We start from the raw sequence: 18,736 nt of genomic DNA, 5'->3' as shown, positions 1-18,736 counted from the left end.
AAAGAATGGCTCAAAGCGGCGGTCTTTTTTTGAGGCGCCGCGATCCTCGCTCGATAGCCGCTCGCTAAATCGTGAACTCCGCGAATGGCGCGTTGTCTTCCCGTCCGCCCGGAGCGGCATTCGGGGGTATTGCGCTCGGAAGCCCGTTCGCCATGACCTCGCCCTGCAGCAGGCTCGCCAGCGTTGTGCCGGGATTCTGGCACATAATATCCAGCAGTTCGATGAAGTCGCGGATGACCTCGCGTGGGGTGAGGTGCGTGTCGGCGCCCACACGGCCGAACTCGATTTTGAGGAACTCGACAAGGTCGTTCTCGTTCAGGGCGCACGCGTAGCCAAAGTAGCCCGCGTGGATCTGCGCGAGTTTCTCGATGAGGACGAGCAGCTCCTCATACGTGAGCGGCTGGAGCCTGATGATGGGTGCGAGCATGTCGCGCATCCCCTCGTGTGCGAAGCGCCCCTGGGTAAGGCGGCTGCGCAGCGCCTCGTAGGAGAACACGCCGCGCCTGCGGTCCTCGATGCTGGTGGGCGTGCCTCCCATGATGATGCCCAGGTGATGCGCCTTGCCCTGCAGCGTGTCGTTGTACATCTGCAGGATCTTTTCGTAGTTGTACTGGCGCGTGATGGCGTTGGGAATCTTGTAGAGGTTCACGAGCTCGTCGATGAGCACGAGCAGGCCCTTGTACCCCGCACCAGTGAGGAAGCGCGCGAGGAGCTTGACGTAGTCGTACCACGTGTCATCGGTGATGATGGTGGTGATGCCCAGCTCGGCGCGTGCCTCGGTTTTGGTGCGATACTCGCCGCGCAGCCATTTGACGGTGCTCGACTTCGCCTCTTCGTCGCCCTCGCGCGATGCGGTGCGGTAGGCGTTGAGCACGCGGACGAACTCGAAGCCGTGGACCATCTCCTCAAGTGCGGAAAGCTGAGCGCGCAATGGGGTTCCGCCGGAATCGCCTTCCGCTTCGATGTTGGCGACCCACCGGTCGAGAATCAGATTGAGCGCGCCGCCCTCGGGACGCGTTTTCGTCGAGAGGTTGCGAATGAGTTCGCGATACGTTGCGAGTCCCTGGCCTTGCCCGCCCTGCAGGCGGCGCTCGGGGGAGAGGTCGGCGTCGGCGACCACAAAGCCCTCGCCCATGGCGTGCGTTCGGATGGTTTGCAGCAAGAAGCTCTTGCCTGCGCCATAGCGACCCACGAGAAAGCGGAAGCTCGCGCCGCCCTCGGCGATGAGCCCCAGGTCGGCAAGGAGGGCTTGAATCTCAATCTCGCGACCCACGGTGATGTAGGGCAGGCCGATGCGCGGGACGACGCCGCCCTTGAGGGAGTTGAGGACCACGGCGGCCACGCGCTTGGGGACGCGCGGGGCGGCCTGCGGATCGAGGGATGGTGAGGGTGCGTTACGCATGGCTGAGCATTCCTTCCACGTCGTCACGGTAGTCGTCAATGAGGGCGGGGCCGTCTGCGCCGAACTCGAGCACGGTGTCTCCCACCATATCGAAGAGCGCCTCGTTGATGGCGTCCATGAGCAGGTCTTCGGAGACGCCTGCGGCGGTGCGCGCGTCTTGGATCGCCTGCTGGTCGCCGGAGAGCAGGGCGGAGAGGTACGCGAGCTCATGCGCGGCAAGCGGGGACGCGGATGCGGATGAGCCGGCGGGCTTGAGGGGTGCATTCGAGGTCGCGTCGAGGACGGCAAAAGGTGTGGCGGGCAAAGGGTTTTGGCCGCAGTGCGTATCCGGAGAGGTATGGGAACTCGCTGCGATGTTGGGCCTGAGGGTATGGGAGTCCGTCAGACTCTTGGCCTGAGTGCTGTCGATTGATGTTTCCGAGAAAGTTGCGCTTGAGACTTCGCACCCCTGCTCGGAGCAACGCGGCCCGTTTTCTTCAGCGGGGTCATGCGCCGCGCTCTCCTCAACGGCATCACGTGCGCATGCCGCCTCCAACAACGAGCCCTCGCCGGTACGCTCCTCGTCGATGAGCAGCGCGTCGCAGGTGACGGCGGCGGTGGCGCGAATGCCCGCCAGCTGCCCCACGTCGATCTCGATATGGCGGGGAGCGTGTGCCGCTTGCCAACTCATCCAGGCGGAGATCTCCTCATCGATGAACTTCTGAACGTATTTAGGGGTCTTTCCCGTCACTTTGAGCGGATGCTCAAACCCGAGCGCCTCGCGTAGGCACCGGTCGACGCTGCGCATGAGGGACCCGAGCTTGGGGCTCTTCGACCGGCTGCCATGGAAGCGCTCGCAGGTCCAGCGCCCCTGATCGCAGCGATACCGGTGGATGGGGTCGAGCTCGTAGACGGCATTGGCATGCGGCTCGGGCTCGAAAAACATGGCCGACCCGAACATCGTGTACGACAGCGAGACCTCCTCTCCAAACCAGCTCTCGATCAAGCTGCTCGAACGCTGCCTTTGATAGTAGGAGCTCATGCGGACAAAGACGGCGCACGCCACGTGGCGCAGCGCGTCGGGCTGTTGCTTGTTCAGGCGACTGCCCGCGAGATGGTAGGTCGAGAGCGCATCGAGGGCGCAGAAAAGCTCTTGTTCCTCGGATGCCCGTGCGGGCAAGGGGAGGGCGGAGATGCCACGCTTGCGTTTGGGTGCCTGAGCGGCGATGGCGCGGGCGTGCTCATCGGCGGCGCGCAGGGTCATGAGGGAACGGTCGAACGAGAGCGCCTTGTAGGGTTCGAGCAGCTCGGCGGGAAGCCCATGGTAGACAACGTAATCTTGCAACCACACGCTGGCAAAGCGATCGATCTCGGGCGCGATCTCGCGGTACGAGCGCCAAAACGACTCAAGGGCCCGGAAGCCCTCGTGCGGATCGGCGACGCCGATGCCGTTGATGAGCTCGTAGAGGTAGACGTAGGCGAAGGAGAGCGAGGTCTCCTCAACAATGCCGCGCCGCACGGCCGCCCGCCAAGTGAAGTACCCGCGCAGCTGCCGATCGCTCATGGCGTTGTACGTGGGGAAGTAGGACTTGAAGGTGCCATGGTAGGGGCAGTCGTCCTCAAAGTCCGCCATCAGGATTCCCTGGCGGTAGAACAGCTCGGCTTCGGAAAGCCAACGCCCGCCCGCTCCGCCCTCTCCCTCCTGCCAGCGGGAGACGGCGCGCATGCGGCGGTACTCATCGGGCAGATAGGAGGCCACCTGCCTGCCGGTTGTGAGAATGGGCTCGTCGCCGTAGACGCGCTCAGAGAAATGTGAGCTGGTGCTCAGGCGCTCGTCTGCCAGGATGCGCGCAATGACCTCGCGCGCGTTTGGCTTCGCTCCGTTCATGGGCCTCACGGCGGCCTCCCTTCTCGTGTTCGTGCGCGTTTGCGTAGTTCTCCAGTCTAGCATATAAGCAAACAGATGTTCGTATTTGCATGGAGAGAATCGCTCCCTTAGGGGCCCTTCACCCTTTCGCAAGCTTTCTTACAAAAGCGCAAGGGGCCTGTAAGTCAAATCGATGGAAACGAACATGCAGGTAGGTGAAGATGTCCTCAAGAACAGGCGAGCGGGCGCCTTGACGGTCTGCCCGCGCAGAGGGAGGCGTTTGGACATGAAGAATCCGTATCAGATCGACCGATACGCGACGAGCGAGAGCGACGCGCCCGGCGGCGTCCGCGGGGCCGTGTCGAGGGCGGCTGGCATGCTGGGATGCCTGGTCGCCATGGGCGCCCTCTTTATTGGGACGATTTGCGTGCTCTGGCGCGTCGCCGGGCGCTGAGTGGGCGTGCGGTCCGCCTGAACATTTGTCGTCCCTTGTTACACATCGTTTTCACCGCTGATCTGGCGCTGACGGCTGATGCCCGGTCGATATAATCTCACCCGATCAAAAGGTCCCCACGCCGCGTGCGACGTGGGGATTGTCGTGCGAAAGGCAGGGGAGTGACAATGTCGGGGGCGAGCGAGCAGTTCAAAGGGGAAGAAGGGCACGGGGGCAATGCTCTCTCGGCGCGGCAATGGATGGCGCTTGCGGGTCTCACGTTTTCGGCCTTCATCCTCAATACCTCGGAGTTCATGCCCATCGGCTTGCTCACCGATATTTCGGCGGGCTTTTCCATTACCGAGGCGACGTGCGGACTCATGATCACGGCATACGCTTGGGCCGTCATGCTGTTGTCCTTGCCGCTGATGATTGCCGCCTCGCGGGTCGAGTTCAAGCGGTTGTTGCTGGGCGTGCTCATGGTGTTCGCGGCTGGTCAGGTTTTTTCCGCTGTTGCCCAGACATTTTTCCTGCTCATCCTCGCACGCATCGTTGTGGCAAGCGCCCACGCCATTTTTTGGTCGATTGCCGCCGTCATGGCGACGCGCCTTGTCGACGTTCGGCACGGGTCGCTCGCCATCGGCATGATCGCCACGGGCTCTTCGATCGCGCAGATATTCGGCCTGCCGCTTGGACGCGCGATTGGCCTCGCCCTGGGCTGGCGCATGACGTTCGGCGTGGTGAGCGTTATCGCCATCGCCATCATCGCGTATCTGGCGGCGGTGCTGCCGACAATTCCCGCCGGAAAGCCCTTTACGTTGGCGCGACTGCCGTACCTCTTCAAGAACCGACCACTGGTGGTTATGTATGGGGCGACCATGTTGTTCGCCACGGGCTATTACACCTGCTACAGCTACATCGAGCCGTTTTTGCAGCAGGTCGCCTCGTTCGATGCGGGCATGATCACCGTTTCGCTGACGGTGTTCGGCTTTGCCGGGATCCTGGGGAGCATGCTCTTTTCTCGCTTGTATGACGGTAGGAGCCGGCTGTTCTTGGCGCTTTCGATTGCCGGCGTGGTGGCTGCACTTGCGTTGCTGCGCGTCGTCGCGGGGAGCGTTCCGGCCGTGCTCGCCGTGTTTATGCTGTGGGGCTGTTGCGGAACGGCATTCAACGTGGCGTTTCAGGCCGAGATCATCAAGGGCGTCGAGGAAGACGAGTCGTCCGTCGCGATGTCGATCTTCTCAGGGCTGTTCAACTTTGGCATCGGAGCCGGCTCCGCGTTGGGCGGCGTGGTCGTCACGTCCGTGTCGATTGAGGCGATCGGCCTTGTGGGCGCCGTTGTTGTCGCCGTGTGCTGGGTGGTGACCGTTGCGGTGCTGTTCCGCCTGATGAGGGCGCGGGCCGTGGCGTAGGGGCTGCGCCCGCTGCCAAGAATGGTCGTATCGGCCGCTTCGGCTGTTTATTGCAACTTGTCGAAGAAGCACGGCGGTGCCGGAACTGTCTCGGCGCTCGGGTATACTGTCGCAAGCTAAAGCGTAAGGGCATAACCCCGGAGCACGCTGGGCCACGCGGCCCGGTGCGCGCGACTAGGATGGAGAGCGACCTCATGGCAGAACCCGTACAGCTCTATGACGGCGGCGTTTACCTACTTGATGGCACCACGATCGTCCCCGAAAAGCAGGCAGCCGAGCTCGCGGGCGACTGCGCGCTGCCCACGCCCGAGGCGGCTCGCGAGGGCACCATCGCCCACGGCATCCTCGCCGCGCACAACACGAGCGGCAGCGTGGATCGCCTCAAGTTGCGCTTCGACGCACTCGCGAGCCACGACATCACGTACGTGGGCGTGATCCAAACCGCCAAGGCGTCCGGCATGACGGAGTTTCCCGTGCCCTACGTGCTCACCAACTGCCACAACACGCTGTGCGCGGTGGGCGGCACCATCAACGAGGACGACCACGTCTTCGGCCTGTCCGCCGCCAAGAAGTACGGCGGCATCTTCGTCCCGCCGCATATCGCCGTCATCCATCAGTACATGCGCGAGATGCAGGCCGGTTGCGGCAAGATGATTCTCGGTACCGATTCGCATACCCGTTACGGCGCCCTGGGCACCATGGCCATCGGCGAGGGCGGCGGAGAGCTGGTCAAGCAGCTGCTGCGCGACACCTACGACGTCGCCTATCCGCGCGTGGTCGCCGTCTACCTCAAGGGCGCGCCGGTTCCGGGCGTGGGCCCGCAGGATATCGCGCTGGCCATCATCCGCGCGGTCTTCGACTGCGGATACGTGAAGAATGCCGTGATGGAGTTCGTGGGCCCCGGCGTGTCGAGCATGCCGACCGACTACCGCAACGGCGTGGACGTGATGACCACCGAGACCACCTGCCTCACCTCGATCTGGCGCACGGACGAGGACACGCGCGCGTTCCTGGCCGAGCATGGCCGCGCGGACGATTACCGCGAGCTCAACCCGGCGTCGGTTGCGTACTATGACGGCTGCGTCGAGGTCGACCTTGCGGCGGTGCGCCCCATGATCGCCCTGCCGTTCCACCCCTCGAACGCCTTTACCATCGACGAGCTCAACGCGAACATGGTCGACATCCTGAGCGAGGTCGAGCGGCGCGCGGCCGAGGTCGGCGGCGGGCGCGCCTCCTTGTCGCTTCTTGACAAGATTCGCCCCGACGGACGCCTGCAAGTCCAGCAGGGCGTCATCGCCGGTTGCTCCGGCGGCAACTTCACCAACGTGATGCAGGCGGCGCGCGCCCTGCGCGGCAAGACGTGCGGCAACGGCGAGTTTGCGCTGTCGGTGTACCCGAGCTCCCAGCCGGTGTTCCTTGAACTGGCGAGCAACGGCGCGGCGCTCGAGCTCATGCAGGCCGGCGCCATCGTGCGCACGGCTTTTTGCGGCCCGTGCTTTGGCGCGGGCGACACGCCGGCGAACAACGGCCTGTCCATCCGCCACACCACGCGCAACTTCCCCAACCGCGAGGGCTCCAAGCCGGGCGCGGGCCAGCTCACGGGCGTCGCGCTCATGGATGCGCGCTCCATCGCCGCGACCGCCGCGGCGGGCGGCGTGCTGACCGCGGCGACCGACCTGCCTGCCGAAACCTGGGACGAGCACGTGGCGTACCACTTCGATGCCAGCGCCTACGAGCACCGTGTGTATCAGGGGTTCGGCCGCGGCGATGCTGAGGGCGAGCTGGTGTACGGCCCCAACATCAAGGACTGGCCCGAGACGGAGCCGCTCGCCGAGAACATCCTTTTGCGCGTGGCGTCCAAGATCATGGATGACGTCACCACCACCGACGAGCTGATTCCCTCCGGCGAGACGAGCTCGTACCGCTCCAACCCGCTGGGTTTGGCTGAGTTCACGCTGAGCCGCCGCGACCCCGAGTACGTGGGCCGCGCCAAGGCGGTTGCCGAGCTCGAGCGCGAGCGCTTGGCGGGCGCGGACGGAGCCGTCGCGGCCGCTGCGGGCGTGTGCAAGGACGCTGCGGTCGCGTGCGAAGGCATTGATGCCGGGACCGGAGAGGGCGCTCCCGTTGGGGTCGATTGCGCGTCGGCCGGTGCCGGCCAAGGCGCGCCTGCGGTGGATGGCGGAGCGGTTACTGTCGCTCCGTCCGTTCCCGCCGAGGTTGCGCCGGTGTTCGACGCCCTCGTGGCGGCTGGCGCGCTTGCGGGTGCCGATCCCGCCGCGGTCGAGATCGGCTCGACGATCTATGCAGTGAAGCCCGGTGACGGTTCGGCACGTGAGCAGGCGGCGAGCTGCCAGCGCGTGCTCGGCGGCCTTGCCAACATCACGTGCGAGTACGCCACCAAGCGCTATCGCTCCAACGTGATGAACTGGGGCATGGTGCCCTTCCAGCTGGAGGGCGAGCCGTCGTTCGAGGTGGGGGACTACGTGTTCGTGCCCGGAATTCGCACTGCGCTCGATGGGGACATGGGCGACATCCCTGCCTGGGTGGTGCACGCCTCGGCATCCTGTCCCGAGGGCGATTCCGCGCTCCGGGTAGAGCACATCTCGCTCTTTGTCGCGGATATGACCCCCGAGGAGCGCGCGATCGTCAAAGCCGGCTGCCTCATCAATTACAACCGCGCCCGTGCGAAGTAGGATGACCGGCGTTTTTCCCGCGCGGTAGCGTGCCGTTTCAGTTGCGGCTGAATGTGGCTGCCGTCGGAACAACTGCACCTGCGTGAAGGGCCTCGCTCGCTTGTCGGACGAGGCCCTTCCGCCCGAGGCCCCACCCTTCCGCCCGAGGCCCCACCCTTCCGCCCGAGGCCCCACCCTTCCGCCCGGGGCCCCGCCCTTCCGCCCGGGGCCCCGCTGTGGGGGGGATTGAATACGCAAATGCGCGGATAATTATGGCAATGGCGAGTACGGCGAAAAGTGATGACGCGTCTACCTGTGCATTCTGTATTCGGTTTTGGCCATATACTCTGCCGGTCGGGATTTTATCCGCGCATTTGCGTTTTCTGCCTTCCCAATCGTCCCTGCAGATTCCATGGTGGCGCCTTTTTCGGCGTTGTGGCGGGCTCCACCGGGTAAAGCTCTGGGAGTTGATTCGTTGGCGCCCGATATGCGGCGCACCGCTGCAGGAACGGGGAGATTCGCATTATGTCGCGTGTCCAAATGGATCGAAGCTTCGCCAATCAAAAAGCTCCCGGCAGGATCGCCTTTATCGCAACGCTGCTGCTTCCCATTCTGGGCGTCGCCTGTCTGTTGTTCTCGGGGCAGGTCGCCGAGCATCTGCCCCATATCTTGGGTGCGGTCATGTTGTTCGTGGGCGCTGCAGACATCGTGACCGATCTTCTCGACCGCGACAGCACCCCGGGGAAAATCACCGTCGGCACGGATGTGGTCATGATCGTGCTCGGCGTCGTTACGCTGCTCAACACCCGCGAATCGCTCAACGTGATCGCCATCATGTGGGGCCTGCTCGGCCTTGAGAAGGCCGCACGCGAGATCGACGAGTCGCTTGCCGCCCACACGTCCGGCGCGGGTTGGGTTGCCCCGTTGCTCACCGGCGCGTTCGAGCTCGTGCTAGGAGCCATGCTGCTGATCTCCCCCTTGGCGAGCGTCGGCCATCATGTGCTGCTGCTCGGCCTCGAGCTCGTGGTCTTTCCCTTTCATGTGCACACGGCCCCCGCGGGCATCGAGGTGGACGTGTGAGTTCGGTTGCGCATGAGGACTGGTTGCCCGTGCGAGCTTGTTTGCCGGCGTGGACCCGTCTGACGCGTGCATACGGTTGCACGTGCGAGCCCATATGCACGTGTGAGTCTGTGTGCCATTGCAGTCCTGTGCGCGATTTTGTCGGGTATCGGTGAGGGGGTCGCACAAAACGGTTCGTGCGAGTACCATAGGCGAATGTGTCTATATCCTGCAAGCTGGATGAAAGGCGCCTGCGCGCCCATTCCGCTCGGAAAGGAACTCGAACATGAAGGCTATCATCCCCGCCGCCGGCCTCGGTACCCGCTTTTTGCCCGCTACCAAGTGCACCCCCAAGGAGATGCTCCCGGTTCTCGATAAGCCGGTCATCCAGTACGTGGTGGAGGAGGCCCTCGACCCGGAGGAGGTCGACGGCGCCATCATCGTGACGAGCCCCGGCAAACCCGAGCTGCTGAGCTATTTCCAGCCCGATCGCTCGCTCGAGGCCCTGCTGCGCGAGCGCGGCAAGGCGGGATACGCTGACGCCATCGCTCACGCCGGCAACATGCCCGTCGACTTCCGCTACCAGTACGAGCCCCGCGGCCTGGGCCATGCCATCCGCTCCGCGGCAGACGCCTGCGCCGGTGAGCCCTTCCTCGTCCTGCTGGGCGATTACGTGGTTCCCGCCAAGGACATCTGCGACAAGATGCTCGAGGTCTCCCGCGCCCACGGCGGCGCGTCCGTGATCGCCGTCGCACCTTGCGCGCCCGACCAGGTGGACCGCTACGGCGTCATCGCCGGCGACTTTGTGGGCACGCTCGAGGGCTGCGAGGGCGCGGGGGAGACCGAGCCGGGCGCCGTGTGGCGCATCGGCGGCCTGGTGGAGAAGCCGAGCCCCGAGGCCGCTCCCTCCAACCTCTACATCGTCGGTCGCTACCTGCTCTCCCCGTTGGTCATGGATCTGCTCGCCAACCAGCAGCCGGGCAAGGGCGGCGAGATCCAGCTCACCGACGCCATGGCGCGCAGCCTGGACCGCGAGGCCATGTACGCCGTCGTGATCGACCCGCTCTCGGGCTACGACACCGGCACCCCCTCCGGCTGGATCGCCACGAACGCCCTCATGGCCGCCAACGACCCGCGCTTTGCGGACGAGTTCTGGGCCGCGATTGACGAGCGCGGCGGCCTTACGCGCGAGGAGTAGCCTTTGCGGGCCGGTAGGCCCCGCATGTCGCACATTTGACGGCTTCATCCAAAATACATGAACACCTGTTCGATACACTAGTGTTGAGCAGGTGTTTTTCTTTAGAAAAACTTTGCTAATCCAAAAAGGCCCATGAGTCAAGACCTTTCTTGCCGAACGGCGGGCACCTGCTAAACTAGTAGGTTGCCTTACCTGGCGGAGCTATGCCTGTAGCCCGTGAATGCGTTGGGGGAGGGGCGACGCGCTTGCGCGCGCCCATAGACGGAATGCGATGCACGTCCGTCCGCCCCGCACGCACGAGCGAGGGACCGAGCGGCCGTCAGACCAACCGCCTTTTCCCAAGAAGGAGGAAACACCTGGTGCCGAAAGCAAACGCTACCAAGACCGTGACCGCCACCGAGCGCACACGCGTCAACTTCGGGAAGATCCCGGAGACGATGGAGCTGCCGAACCTCATCTCCGTGCAGAAGGAGAGCTTCGAGCGCTTCATGGACGAGGGCCTGCGCGACGCCTTTAGGGAGTCCAGCCCCATCCAGAGCCAGAACCACCAGCTCGAGGTGACCTTTGGCCACCACCAGTTCGGCGACCCGTCCCACACCGTGGACGAGTGCCGCGAAAAGGACATGACCTACCAGGCCCCGCTGCTCACCGAGGTCCGTCTCACCAACAAGGAGACGGGCGAGATCAAGGAGCAGCTCGTCTTCATGGGTGACTTCCCCATGATGACCGACCAGGGCACCTTCATCATCAACGGCACCGAGCGCATCGTCGTCTCGCAGCTGGTCCGCTCCCCGGGCGTGTATTACAGCTCCGAGATGGACGGCGGCAAGCAGGTCTACAAGGCCCAGATCATCCCGGCCCGCGGCGCGTGGCTGGAGTTCGAGGTCGACAAGCGCGACCAGCTCGTGGTCTCCATCGACCGCAAGCGCAAGCAGTCCGCCACCATGTTCCTGCGCGCTCTTGGCATCGCCGTTACCAACGACGACATCTTCGAGTTGCTCGGCGACTCCGACGTGATCAAGCGCACCATCGAGCGCGACACCGCCCTCACCCGCGAGGACGCCCTCATCGAGATCTACCGTCGTCTGCGCCCCGGCGAGCCGCCGACCGTCGACGCCTCCCGTAGCCTGCTCGAGGGCCTGCTGTTCAACCCGCAGCGCTACGACCTCGCCCGCGTGGGCCGCTACAAGGTCAACAAGAAGCTCGGTCTCACCACCGAGGAGGAGGTCGCCGTTCTCACCGACGAGGACATCATCGCGACCCTGCGCTACCTGCTGTCCCTGGCGGCGGGCGAGCCCGGCTTCAAGATCGACGACATCGACCACTTCGGCAACCGCCGCATCCGCACCGTGGGCGAGCTGGTGGCCAACCAGTTCCGCATCGGCATGAGCCGCATGGAGCGCGTCGTGCGCGAGCGCATGAGCTCCCAGGACATCGACGAGATCACGCCGCAGAGCCTCATCAACATCCGCCCGATCGTGGCCTCCATCAAGGAGTTCTTCGGCTCCAGCCAGCTCTCCCAGTTCATGGACCAGGCCAACCCGCTGACCGGTCTCACCCACAAGCGCCGTCTGTCCGCCCTCGGCCCCGGTGGCCTGGCGGGCCACAAGTCCGGCTCCAGCCGCCGCACCAACGTGCCCACGGCCGTCCGCGACGTCCACAACTCGCACTACTCCCGTATGTGCCCCATCGAGACGCCCGAAGGCCCCAACATCGGCCTGATCGGCTCGCTGGCCCTCTACGCCCGCGTGAACCAGTACGGCTTCATCGAGGCCCCGTACCGCAAGATCGAGAACGGCGTGGCCACCGACCAGATCGACTGGATGACCGCCGATGAGGAAGAGAACCACATCATCGCGCCGGCCAACACCCCGATCGACCCCAAGACGGGCGAGCTCGTGACCATCGACGCCGACGGCAACCTGGTGCGCCCGCACACGGTCGTCGCCCGCACGCGCGACTTCGACGGCTCCTTCGGCGCCCCGGCCGACGTGCCGGTCGAGGACGTCGACTACATGGACGTCTCCCCGCGCCAGATGCTCTCCGTAGCCGCCACGCTCATTCCGTTCCTCGAGCATGACGACGCCAAGCGTACCCTCATGGGCGCGAACATGCAGCGTCAGGCCGTGCCGCTGGTCCACCCGGTCGCCCCCTACATCGGCACCGGCATGGAGAGCCGCGCCGCCATCGACTCCGGCGAGGTCACCCTGGCCAAGCACGCCGGCGAGGTCATCTTCGCCGACGCCGCCAAGATCACGGTCAAGACCGCTGAGAGTATGGACACCTACAAGCTGCCCAAGTACCAGCGCTCCAACCAGTCCACCTGCATCAACCACCGCCCGCTCGTGCGCGTGGGCGACCAGGTCGTGGTGGGCCAGCCGCTGGCCGACGGCCCCTCGACCGATCACGGCGAGCTCGCGCTCGGCCAGAACCTCACCGTGGCCTACATGCCGTGGGAGGGCTTCAACTACGAGGACGGCATCATCGTCTCCGAGCGTCTCGTCTCCGAGGACCTGCTGACCACCATCAACATCTCCCGCTACGAGCTCGACGCCCGCGACACCAAGCTGGGCCCCGAGGAGATCACCCGCGAGATCCCGAACCTGTCCGAGGACATGCTCGCCAACCTCGACGAGGACGGCATCATCCGCATCGGCGCCGAGGTCAAGGCCGGCGACATCCTCGTGGGCAAGGTCTCTCCCAAGGGCGAGAGCGCGCTCACCGCTGAGGAGCGCCTGCTGCGCGCCATCTTCGGCACCAAGGCGCACGACGTCCGCGACACCTCCCTCAAGATGCCCCACGGCGCCGAGGGCCGCGTCATCGACGTGGTTCGCTTCAGCCGCGAGAACGGCGACGACCTCGCCCCGGGCGTCAACGAGCAGGTGCGCGTCTACGTCGCGCAGCGCCGTAAGATCCAGCAGGGCGACAAGATCGCCGGCCGCCATGGCAACAAGGGCGTTATCTGCGAGGTCCTGCCCGTGGAGGATATGCCCTACATGGCCGACGGCACCCCGGTCGACGTCATCCTGAACCCGCTGGGCGTCCCGTCCCGTATGAACGTGGGCCAGCTGCTCGAGTGCCACCTCGGCTGGGCCGCCGCCTGCGGTTGGGACACCGAGTCCGCCGACTCCGACAAGTACGTCCCCGGTCCGTTCTTCGTCTCCACGCCCGTCTTCGACGGCGCGCACGAGGACGAGATCGCCGAGGTCATCCGTCGCGCCAACAAGAACATGCTCAACCTTGCCTCCGAGCGCTTTGGCGAGCACATGAACCCCTCGTTCGTGACCCAGCTCGACGAGCGCGGCAAGACCGTGCTGTACGACGGCCGTTCCGGCGAGCAGTTCCGCGAGCCCATCACCGTGGGCACGTCCTACATCCTGAAGCTCGGCCACATGGTCGACGACAAGATCCACGCTCGCTCGACGGGCCCCTACAGCCTCGTCACCCAGCAGCCGCTGGGCGGTAAGGCCCAGTTCGGCGGCCAGCGCTTCGGCGAGATGGAGGTCTGGGCGCTCTACGCGTACGGCGCCTCCAACGTGCTCCAGGAGATCCTCACGGTCAAGTCCGACGACACCATCGGCCGCGTCAAGACCTACGAGGCCATCACCAAGGGCGAGAACGTCCCCATGGCCGGCATCCCCGAGTCCTTCAAGGTTCTCGTCAAGGAGATCCGCTCCCTGGCGCTCGACATCGAGCCCATCCGCGACGCCGAGCCGGAAGCGCCCGCCGCTCCCGTGGCCGCCGACGACGCCGAGCTCGACCTGAACGACCTGCCCTCGCTCGACGAGGCCGACACCTCCGCCGATGCGGCCGACGCCATCCTCGATGAGCTCGCCGCCACCACCACCGATAAGGAGTAGTTGACTGTGGCAGATTTCGAAGCTACTGATTTTGATGCGGTAAAGATCTCGCTTGCTTCCGCCGACAAGATCCGCTCGTGGTCGCGCGGCGAGGTCAAGAAGCCCGAGACCATCAATTACCGTACCCTCAAGCCCGAGAAGGACGGCCTGTTCTGCGAGAAGATCTTCGGTCCCGCCAAGGACTGGGAGTGCTCCTGCGGCAAGTACAAGGGCATCCGCTTCAAGGGCATCGTCTGCGAGCGCTGCGGCGTCGAGGTGACCACGGCCAAGGTGCGCCGCGAGCGCATGGGCCACATCGAGCTGGCGGCCCCCGTCAGCCACATCTGGTACTTCAAGAGCCCGACCTCGTTCCCGATGAGCCGCATGCTCGACATCAAGTCCAAGGACCTGGAGAAGGTCCTGTACTTCGCGAGCTACATCATCACGCACGTCGACTATGAGGCCCGCGAGGCCGATGCCGACGACCTGCGCGAGGAGCTGGCGGCCGACCTGGAGGAGATCGACGCCGAGTGCGCCCGCCAGATCGAGTCGCTGAAGGAGCAGGGCAACCCCGAGAACTTCGACGAGTTCTCCGACGAGGAGCCCCTCACCCCCGAGGAGATCGCCGCGGGCATCGTGGACATCCAGGAGGAGTGCCGCGACGAGAAGGACCTGCGCTCCGAGGCGTTCCAGGCCTTCATGCAGCTCAACGAGCGCGACCTCGTCTCCGACGAGCCGCTGTTCCGCGAGATGAAGCGCTACTACTCCATGTACTTCAAGGGCGACATGGGCGCCGAGGCCATTCGCGACCTCCTCGCCTCCATCGACCTCGAGCAGGAGGCCGCGACCCTCAAGGCCATCATCGCCGACGAGGATTCCCAGAAGCAGAAGCGCGAGAAGGCCGTCAAGCGCCTCGAGGTCGTCGACGCCTTCCTCAAGGGCGGCAACGACCCCGCGAACATGATCCTGGACGTCATCCCGGTCATTCCGCCGGATCTGCGCCCGATGGTCCAGCTCGACGGCGGCCGCTTTGCCGCGTCCGACCTGAACGACCTGTACCGTCGCGTGATTAACCGCAACAACCGCTTGAAGCGCCTGCTCGACCTGGACGCCCCCGCGATCATCGTGAACAACGAGAAGCGCATGCTCCAGGAGGCCGTCGACGCCCTGTTCGACAACGGCCGTCGTGGTCGCCCGGTCTCCGGCCGTGGCGGTCGCCCGCTCAAGTCGCTCGCCGAGGCCCTCAAGGGCAAGCAGGGCCGCTTCCGCCAGAACCTGCTGGGCAAGCGCGTCGACTACTCCGGTCGTTCCGTTATCGTCACCGACCCCAAGCTCAAGCTGCACCAGTGCGGCCTGCCCAAGACGATGGCCCTGGAGCTCTTCCAGCCGTTCGTCATGAAGCGCCTGACCGAGCTCGGCAAGGTGGAGAACATCAAGGGCGCCAAGCGCGCCATCGAGCGTCGCGCCTCCTTTGTGTGGGACATCCTCGAGGAGGTCATCGACGGCCGCCTCGTCCTGCTCAACCGCGCCCCGACGCTGCACCGCCTGTCCATCCAGGCCTTCGAGCCCGTGCTGGTCGAGGGCAAGGCCATCCACCTGCACCCGCTCGTCTGCGCCCCGTTCAACGCGGACTTCGACGGCGACCAGATGTCCGTCCACGTCCCGCTGTCCGTCCAGGCACAGGCCGAGGCGCGCATCCTCATGCTGAGCTCCAACAACCTGCGCTCGCCGGCTTCCGGCAAGCCCGTGAACATCCCGTCGCAGGACATGATCATCGGCGTGTACTACCTCACCCAGGCCCGCGACGGCATGCCGGGCGAGGGCCACGTGTTCGCGAGCTTCGACGACGCCCTGCGCGCCTATGATTGCCGCGCCGAGGCCGGCGTCGACCTGCAGGCCAAGGTCCAGGTCCGCGTGTCCGAGTCCGAGGCCAACGTCACGCTCGGGGACGGCACCAAGCTGTTCCGCGTCAAGATGGGCAAGAACGAGGTCCAGGACTTCGACGTGACCGGTTCCAAGACCGCTCGCTTCGAGACGACCATCGGCCGCATCATCTTCAACCGCCAGTGCCTGCCGGCCGACTACGAGTTCATCAACTACAAGATGGTCAAGGGCGACATCGCCAAGCTCGTCTCGGACTGCTGCGATCGCTACCCCGAGGCCGAGGTCGCCCCGATCCTCGACGCCATCAAGTACTCCGGTTTCCACTACGCCACCACCTCGGGTCTGACCATCTCCGTGTGGGACGCCCTGATCCCGGACGACAAGTGGCAGGTCCTCGACCGCGCCCAGAGCAACGTCGACCAGATCAACGCCTACTACGAAGAGGGCTTCCTCAACGAGATGGAGCGCCATATCGAGGTCGTCAACGAGTGGACTGCCGCGACCGACACGGTTGCGTCCAAGATGCTCGCCATGTTCGACGAGGAGAACCCCATCTACATGATGGCCGACTCCGGCGCCCGTGGCTCCAAGGCCCAGCTGCGTCAGCTCGGCGGCATGCGCGGCCTCATGGCGGACATGTCCGGCGAGACGATCGACCTTCCCATTAAGGCGAACTTCCGCGAGGGCCTGCTCCCGCTCGAGTACTTCATCTCCACCTACGGCGCCCGTAAGGGCCTCGTCGACACCGCTTCGCACACGTCCGACTCCGGTTACCTCACCCGTCGTCTCGTCGATGTGGCCCAGGACGTCATCGTGCGCGAGGAGGACTGCGGCACTACCGAGGGCTGCTCCTACAACCTGATCATCCCCGGCACCGAGGACATCAACGCCGACCTCGTCGGCCGCTGCTTCCTCGAGGACGTCGTGGCTGCCGACGGCACCGTCCTGTTCAAGAAGGATGAGTACATCACCTGCGTGGACGACCTCAAGAAGATGATCGACGCCGGCATGAAGAAGGTCGCCCTGCGCGCCCTGCTCACCTGCCGCTCCAAGTACGGCGTGTGCCAGAAGTGCTACGGCTGGGACCTCTCCACCCGTCGTCCCGTCGCCATCGGCACCGCGGTCGGCATCATCGCCGCCCAGTCCATCGGCGAGCCCGGTACGCAGCTTACGATGCGCACCATTCACTCCGGCGGCGTCGCGGGCGTTGCCGACATCACGCAGGGTCTCCCGACCGTTTCGCGTATGTTCGACATCGTCGGCAACGTCAACGAGAAGATTCTCGGCCGCGAGGCCGACCTGGCCCCGTTCTCCGGTCACCTGGCCATCAAGCCCGAGAAGTCCGAGTACGTGCTCACCCTCACCGACACGGACGACCCGAGCCGCATCCTGGACGAGAAGCGCGTTCCCGCCGCCGTCCAGTTCATGCCCGGCATCGAGGACGGCTGCGAGGTCCGCGCCGGCGACCAGATCACCAAGGGCTTCGTGAACTTCCGCAACCTGCGCCAGCTCACGGACATCGAGTCCACTATGCACACGTTCGTCGAGAACGTGAAGGAGGTCTACAACTCCCAGGGCGTCGACCTCAACGACAAGCACATCGAGGTCATGGCTCGCCAGATGCTGCGTCGCGTTCAGATCACAAACCCCGGTGACTCCCGCTACCTGCTCGGCCAGTACGTGGACCGCTACGAGTTCGCCGACGAGGTCGACCGCGTGGCGCGTCTGGGCCTCACCCCGCCTGCCGCCGAGCCCGCGATCCTGGGTACGCTCAAGGTCGCGTCCTCGATCGACTCTTGGCTGTCCTCCGCGTCGTTCATCCGCACGGCGGGCGTCCTCACCGAGGCCGCCATCGAGGGCAAGGTCGACCACCTGCTCGACCTCAAGTCCAACGTCATCGTGGGCAAGAAGATCCCGGCGGGCACCGGCCTCAAGCCGTACGCCAAGGCCGGTCTGACCTACCGCACCGAGGAGGGTTACCAAGTCATCGAGAACCTCTCCTCGCCCCACGCCAAGGTTCTTCCCGAGTGGGCGCCCGAGGAGCTCAAGGAGCTCGACGAGGAGCTGCCGCAGCAGCTCGACTTCGGCGCGGGCGAGTACGGCGGCGAGGGCGGCCAGTTCACCCGCAACGGCCGCACCATCTCCGCCGAGGACGCGCGCCTGTACCTGTTCGACGACCTGGGCGTGTCGCAGCGCTGGACCAACAAGTTCAGCGAGGTGGGCATCGAGACCGTCGGCGACCTGGTGGGCAAGTCCGAGGAGGATCTGCTCCGGATCGACGGCATCGGCGCCAAGGCGATCGAGGAGTTGCGCGACGGTCTTGAGGAGCACAACCTGCTCTACATCCTCGATAACTCCGAGGACGTGGCCGACGAGGAGGACCTCTCCCAGCTGCTGCAGATGGTCTTTAGCCCGGACGGCCCGGACGACATCCTGCTCGGCTCCAGCGCGCCACGCCACCACCTCGACTCCGACGAGGAGATGATCGGCGCCCCCGCGCAGGCCAAGGACGGCAACGGCGTCATCAACGAGGACATGGCCTCCCTCGACGAGTTGCTGAACAAGCTCGTCGACACCGATGAGGTCTACCCTGAGGAGCAGGAGGACTAACGCTGCGCGGGCCTCAGGCACCCCACCTCGTCCTTCAATCGTCGGGCGCCGCACGCTAGGCGCGCGCCCACCTTTTTCAGGGCGATTTGGGGCACCTGAGGTCCGCTCGCGAGTTCCCTTGATTTGAAGCCCGCCTTTCCCGAAAGGGGAGGGCGGGCTTTTTGCATGTGCGCCCCATGCTTCGCGGAAGTGTCGACCACATCACACTGTGAGTAATTGCCTATGGCTATTTGCCGTTTGAAACGTTGAAGCGGCAGATAGCCATAGGCAAAGCGACACTAGGCATAGGAGAAATTGCGGCGGGCATAGGCAGATCGACGGCGGCCATAGGCAATTGCGAGATGAACGCCGCTGGTTCATATGCGAATGCGGACGTGACTG

General features: G+C 65.0%; 9 protein-coding genes. 7 read left to right on the top strand and 2 right to left on the bottom strand.

Annotated elements, in window-relative coordinates:
- Positions 1-64: 64 nt before the first annotated feature.
- Together LK434_RS05360 and LK434_RS05355 are read right to left on the bottom strand one after the other, a co-directional pair.
- On the bottom strand, positions 65-1,402 hold the full coding sequence (locus tag LK434_RS05360; protein WP_006720251.1) for an ATP-binding protein: 1,338 nt from the start codon (positions 1,400-1,402) through the stop codon (positions 65-67).
- Positions 1,395-3,269: a TerB N-terminal domain-containing protein gene (locus LK434_RS05355; RefSeq protein WP_040360529.1), complete on the bottom strand. Its 1,875-nt coding sequence runs from the start codon at positions 3,267-3,269 to the stop codon at positions 1,395-1,397. Before LK434_RS05355 ends, LK434_RS05360 begins: the two co-directional genes overlap by 8 nt.
- A gap of 265 nt (positions 3,270-3,534) precedes the next feature.
- Here LK434_RS05355 and LK434_RS05350 point away from each other — a divergent pair, with 265 nt between their 5' ends.
- From LK434_RS05350 to LK434_RS05320, 7 genes are all read left to right on the top strand, one after another.
- Complete coding sequence (locus LK434_RS05350; protein WP_187371195.1) at positions 3,535-3,702, top strand: hypothetical protein; 168 nt, start codon at positions 3,535-3,537, stop codon at positions 3,700-3,702.
- A 167-nt stretch (positions 3,703-3,869) separates the two neighbouring features.
- The gene (locus LK434_RS05345) at positions 3,870-5,093 is read left to right on the top strand and encodes an MFS transporter (protein WP_006720254.1); all 1,224 of its coding nucleotides are present in this window, start codon (positions 3,870-3,872) and stop codon (positions 5,091-5,093) included.
- A gap of 194 nt (positions 5,094-5,287) precedes the next feature.
- A complete protein-coding gene (locus tag LK434_RS05340) occupies positions 5,288-7,786 on the top strand; it encodes a hydratase (RefSeq protein WP_227917655.1) in 2,499 nt (832 codons plus the stop codon).
- A 504-nt stretch (positions 7,787-8,290) separates the two neighbouring features.
- Positions 8,291-8,845, top strand: a complete 555-nt coding sequence (locus LK434_RS05335) for a DUF308 domain-containing protein (protein ID WP_148334474.1) — start codon at positions 8,291-8,293, stop codon at positions 8,843-8,845.
- Between the two features lie 265 nt (positions 8,846-9,110).
- Complete coding sequence (locus LK434_RS05330; protein ID WP_006720260.1) at positions 9,111-10,022, top strand: UTP--glucose-1-phosphate uridylyltransferase; 912 nt, start codon at positions 9,111-9,113, stop codon at positions 10,020-10,022.
- A 359-nt stretch (positions 10,023-10,381) separates the two neighbouring features.
- Positions 10,382-13,882 carry a DNA-directed RNA polymerase subunit beta gene (gene rpoB, locus LK434_RS05325; protein ID WP_006720262.1) on the top strand — a complete coding sequence of 1,167 codons (3,501 nt, stop codon included), beginning with the start codon at positions 10,382-10,384 and terminating at the stop codon, positions 13,880-13,882.
- A gap of 6 nt (positions 13,883-13,888) precedes the next feature.
- Positions 13,889-18,355 carry a DNA-directed RNA polymerase subunit beta' gene (locus LK434_RS05320; protein ID WP_187371197.1) on the top strand — a complete coding sequence of 1,489 codons (4,467 nt, stop codon included), beginning with the start codon at positions 13,889-13,891 and terminating at the stop codon, positions 18,353-18,355.
- Positions 18,356-18,736: the final 381 nt, after the last annotated feature.

Origin of the sequence: Collinsella stercoris DSM 13279 (genome assembly GCF_020735465.1) — a bacterium.
Taxonomy (GTDB): domain Bacteria; phylum Actinomycetota; class Coriobacteriia; order Coriobacteriales; family Coriobacteriaceae; genus Collinsella; species Collinsella stercoris.
This window is presented reverse-complemented; position numbering and strand designations above follow the sequence as displayed.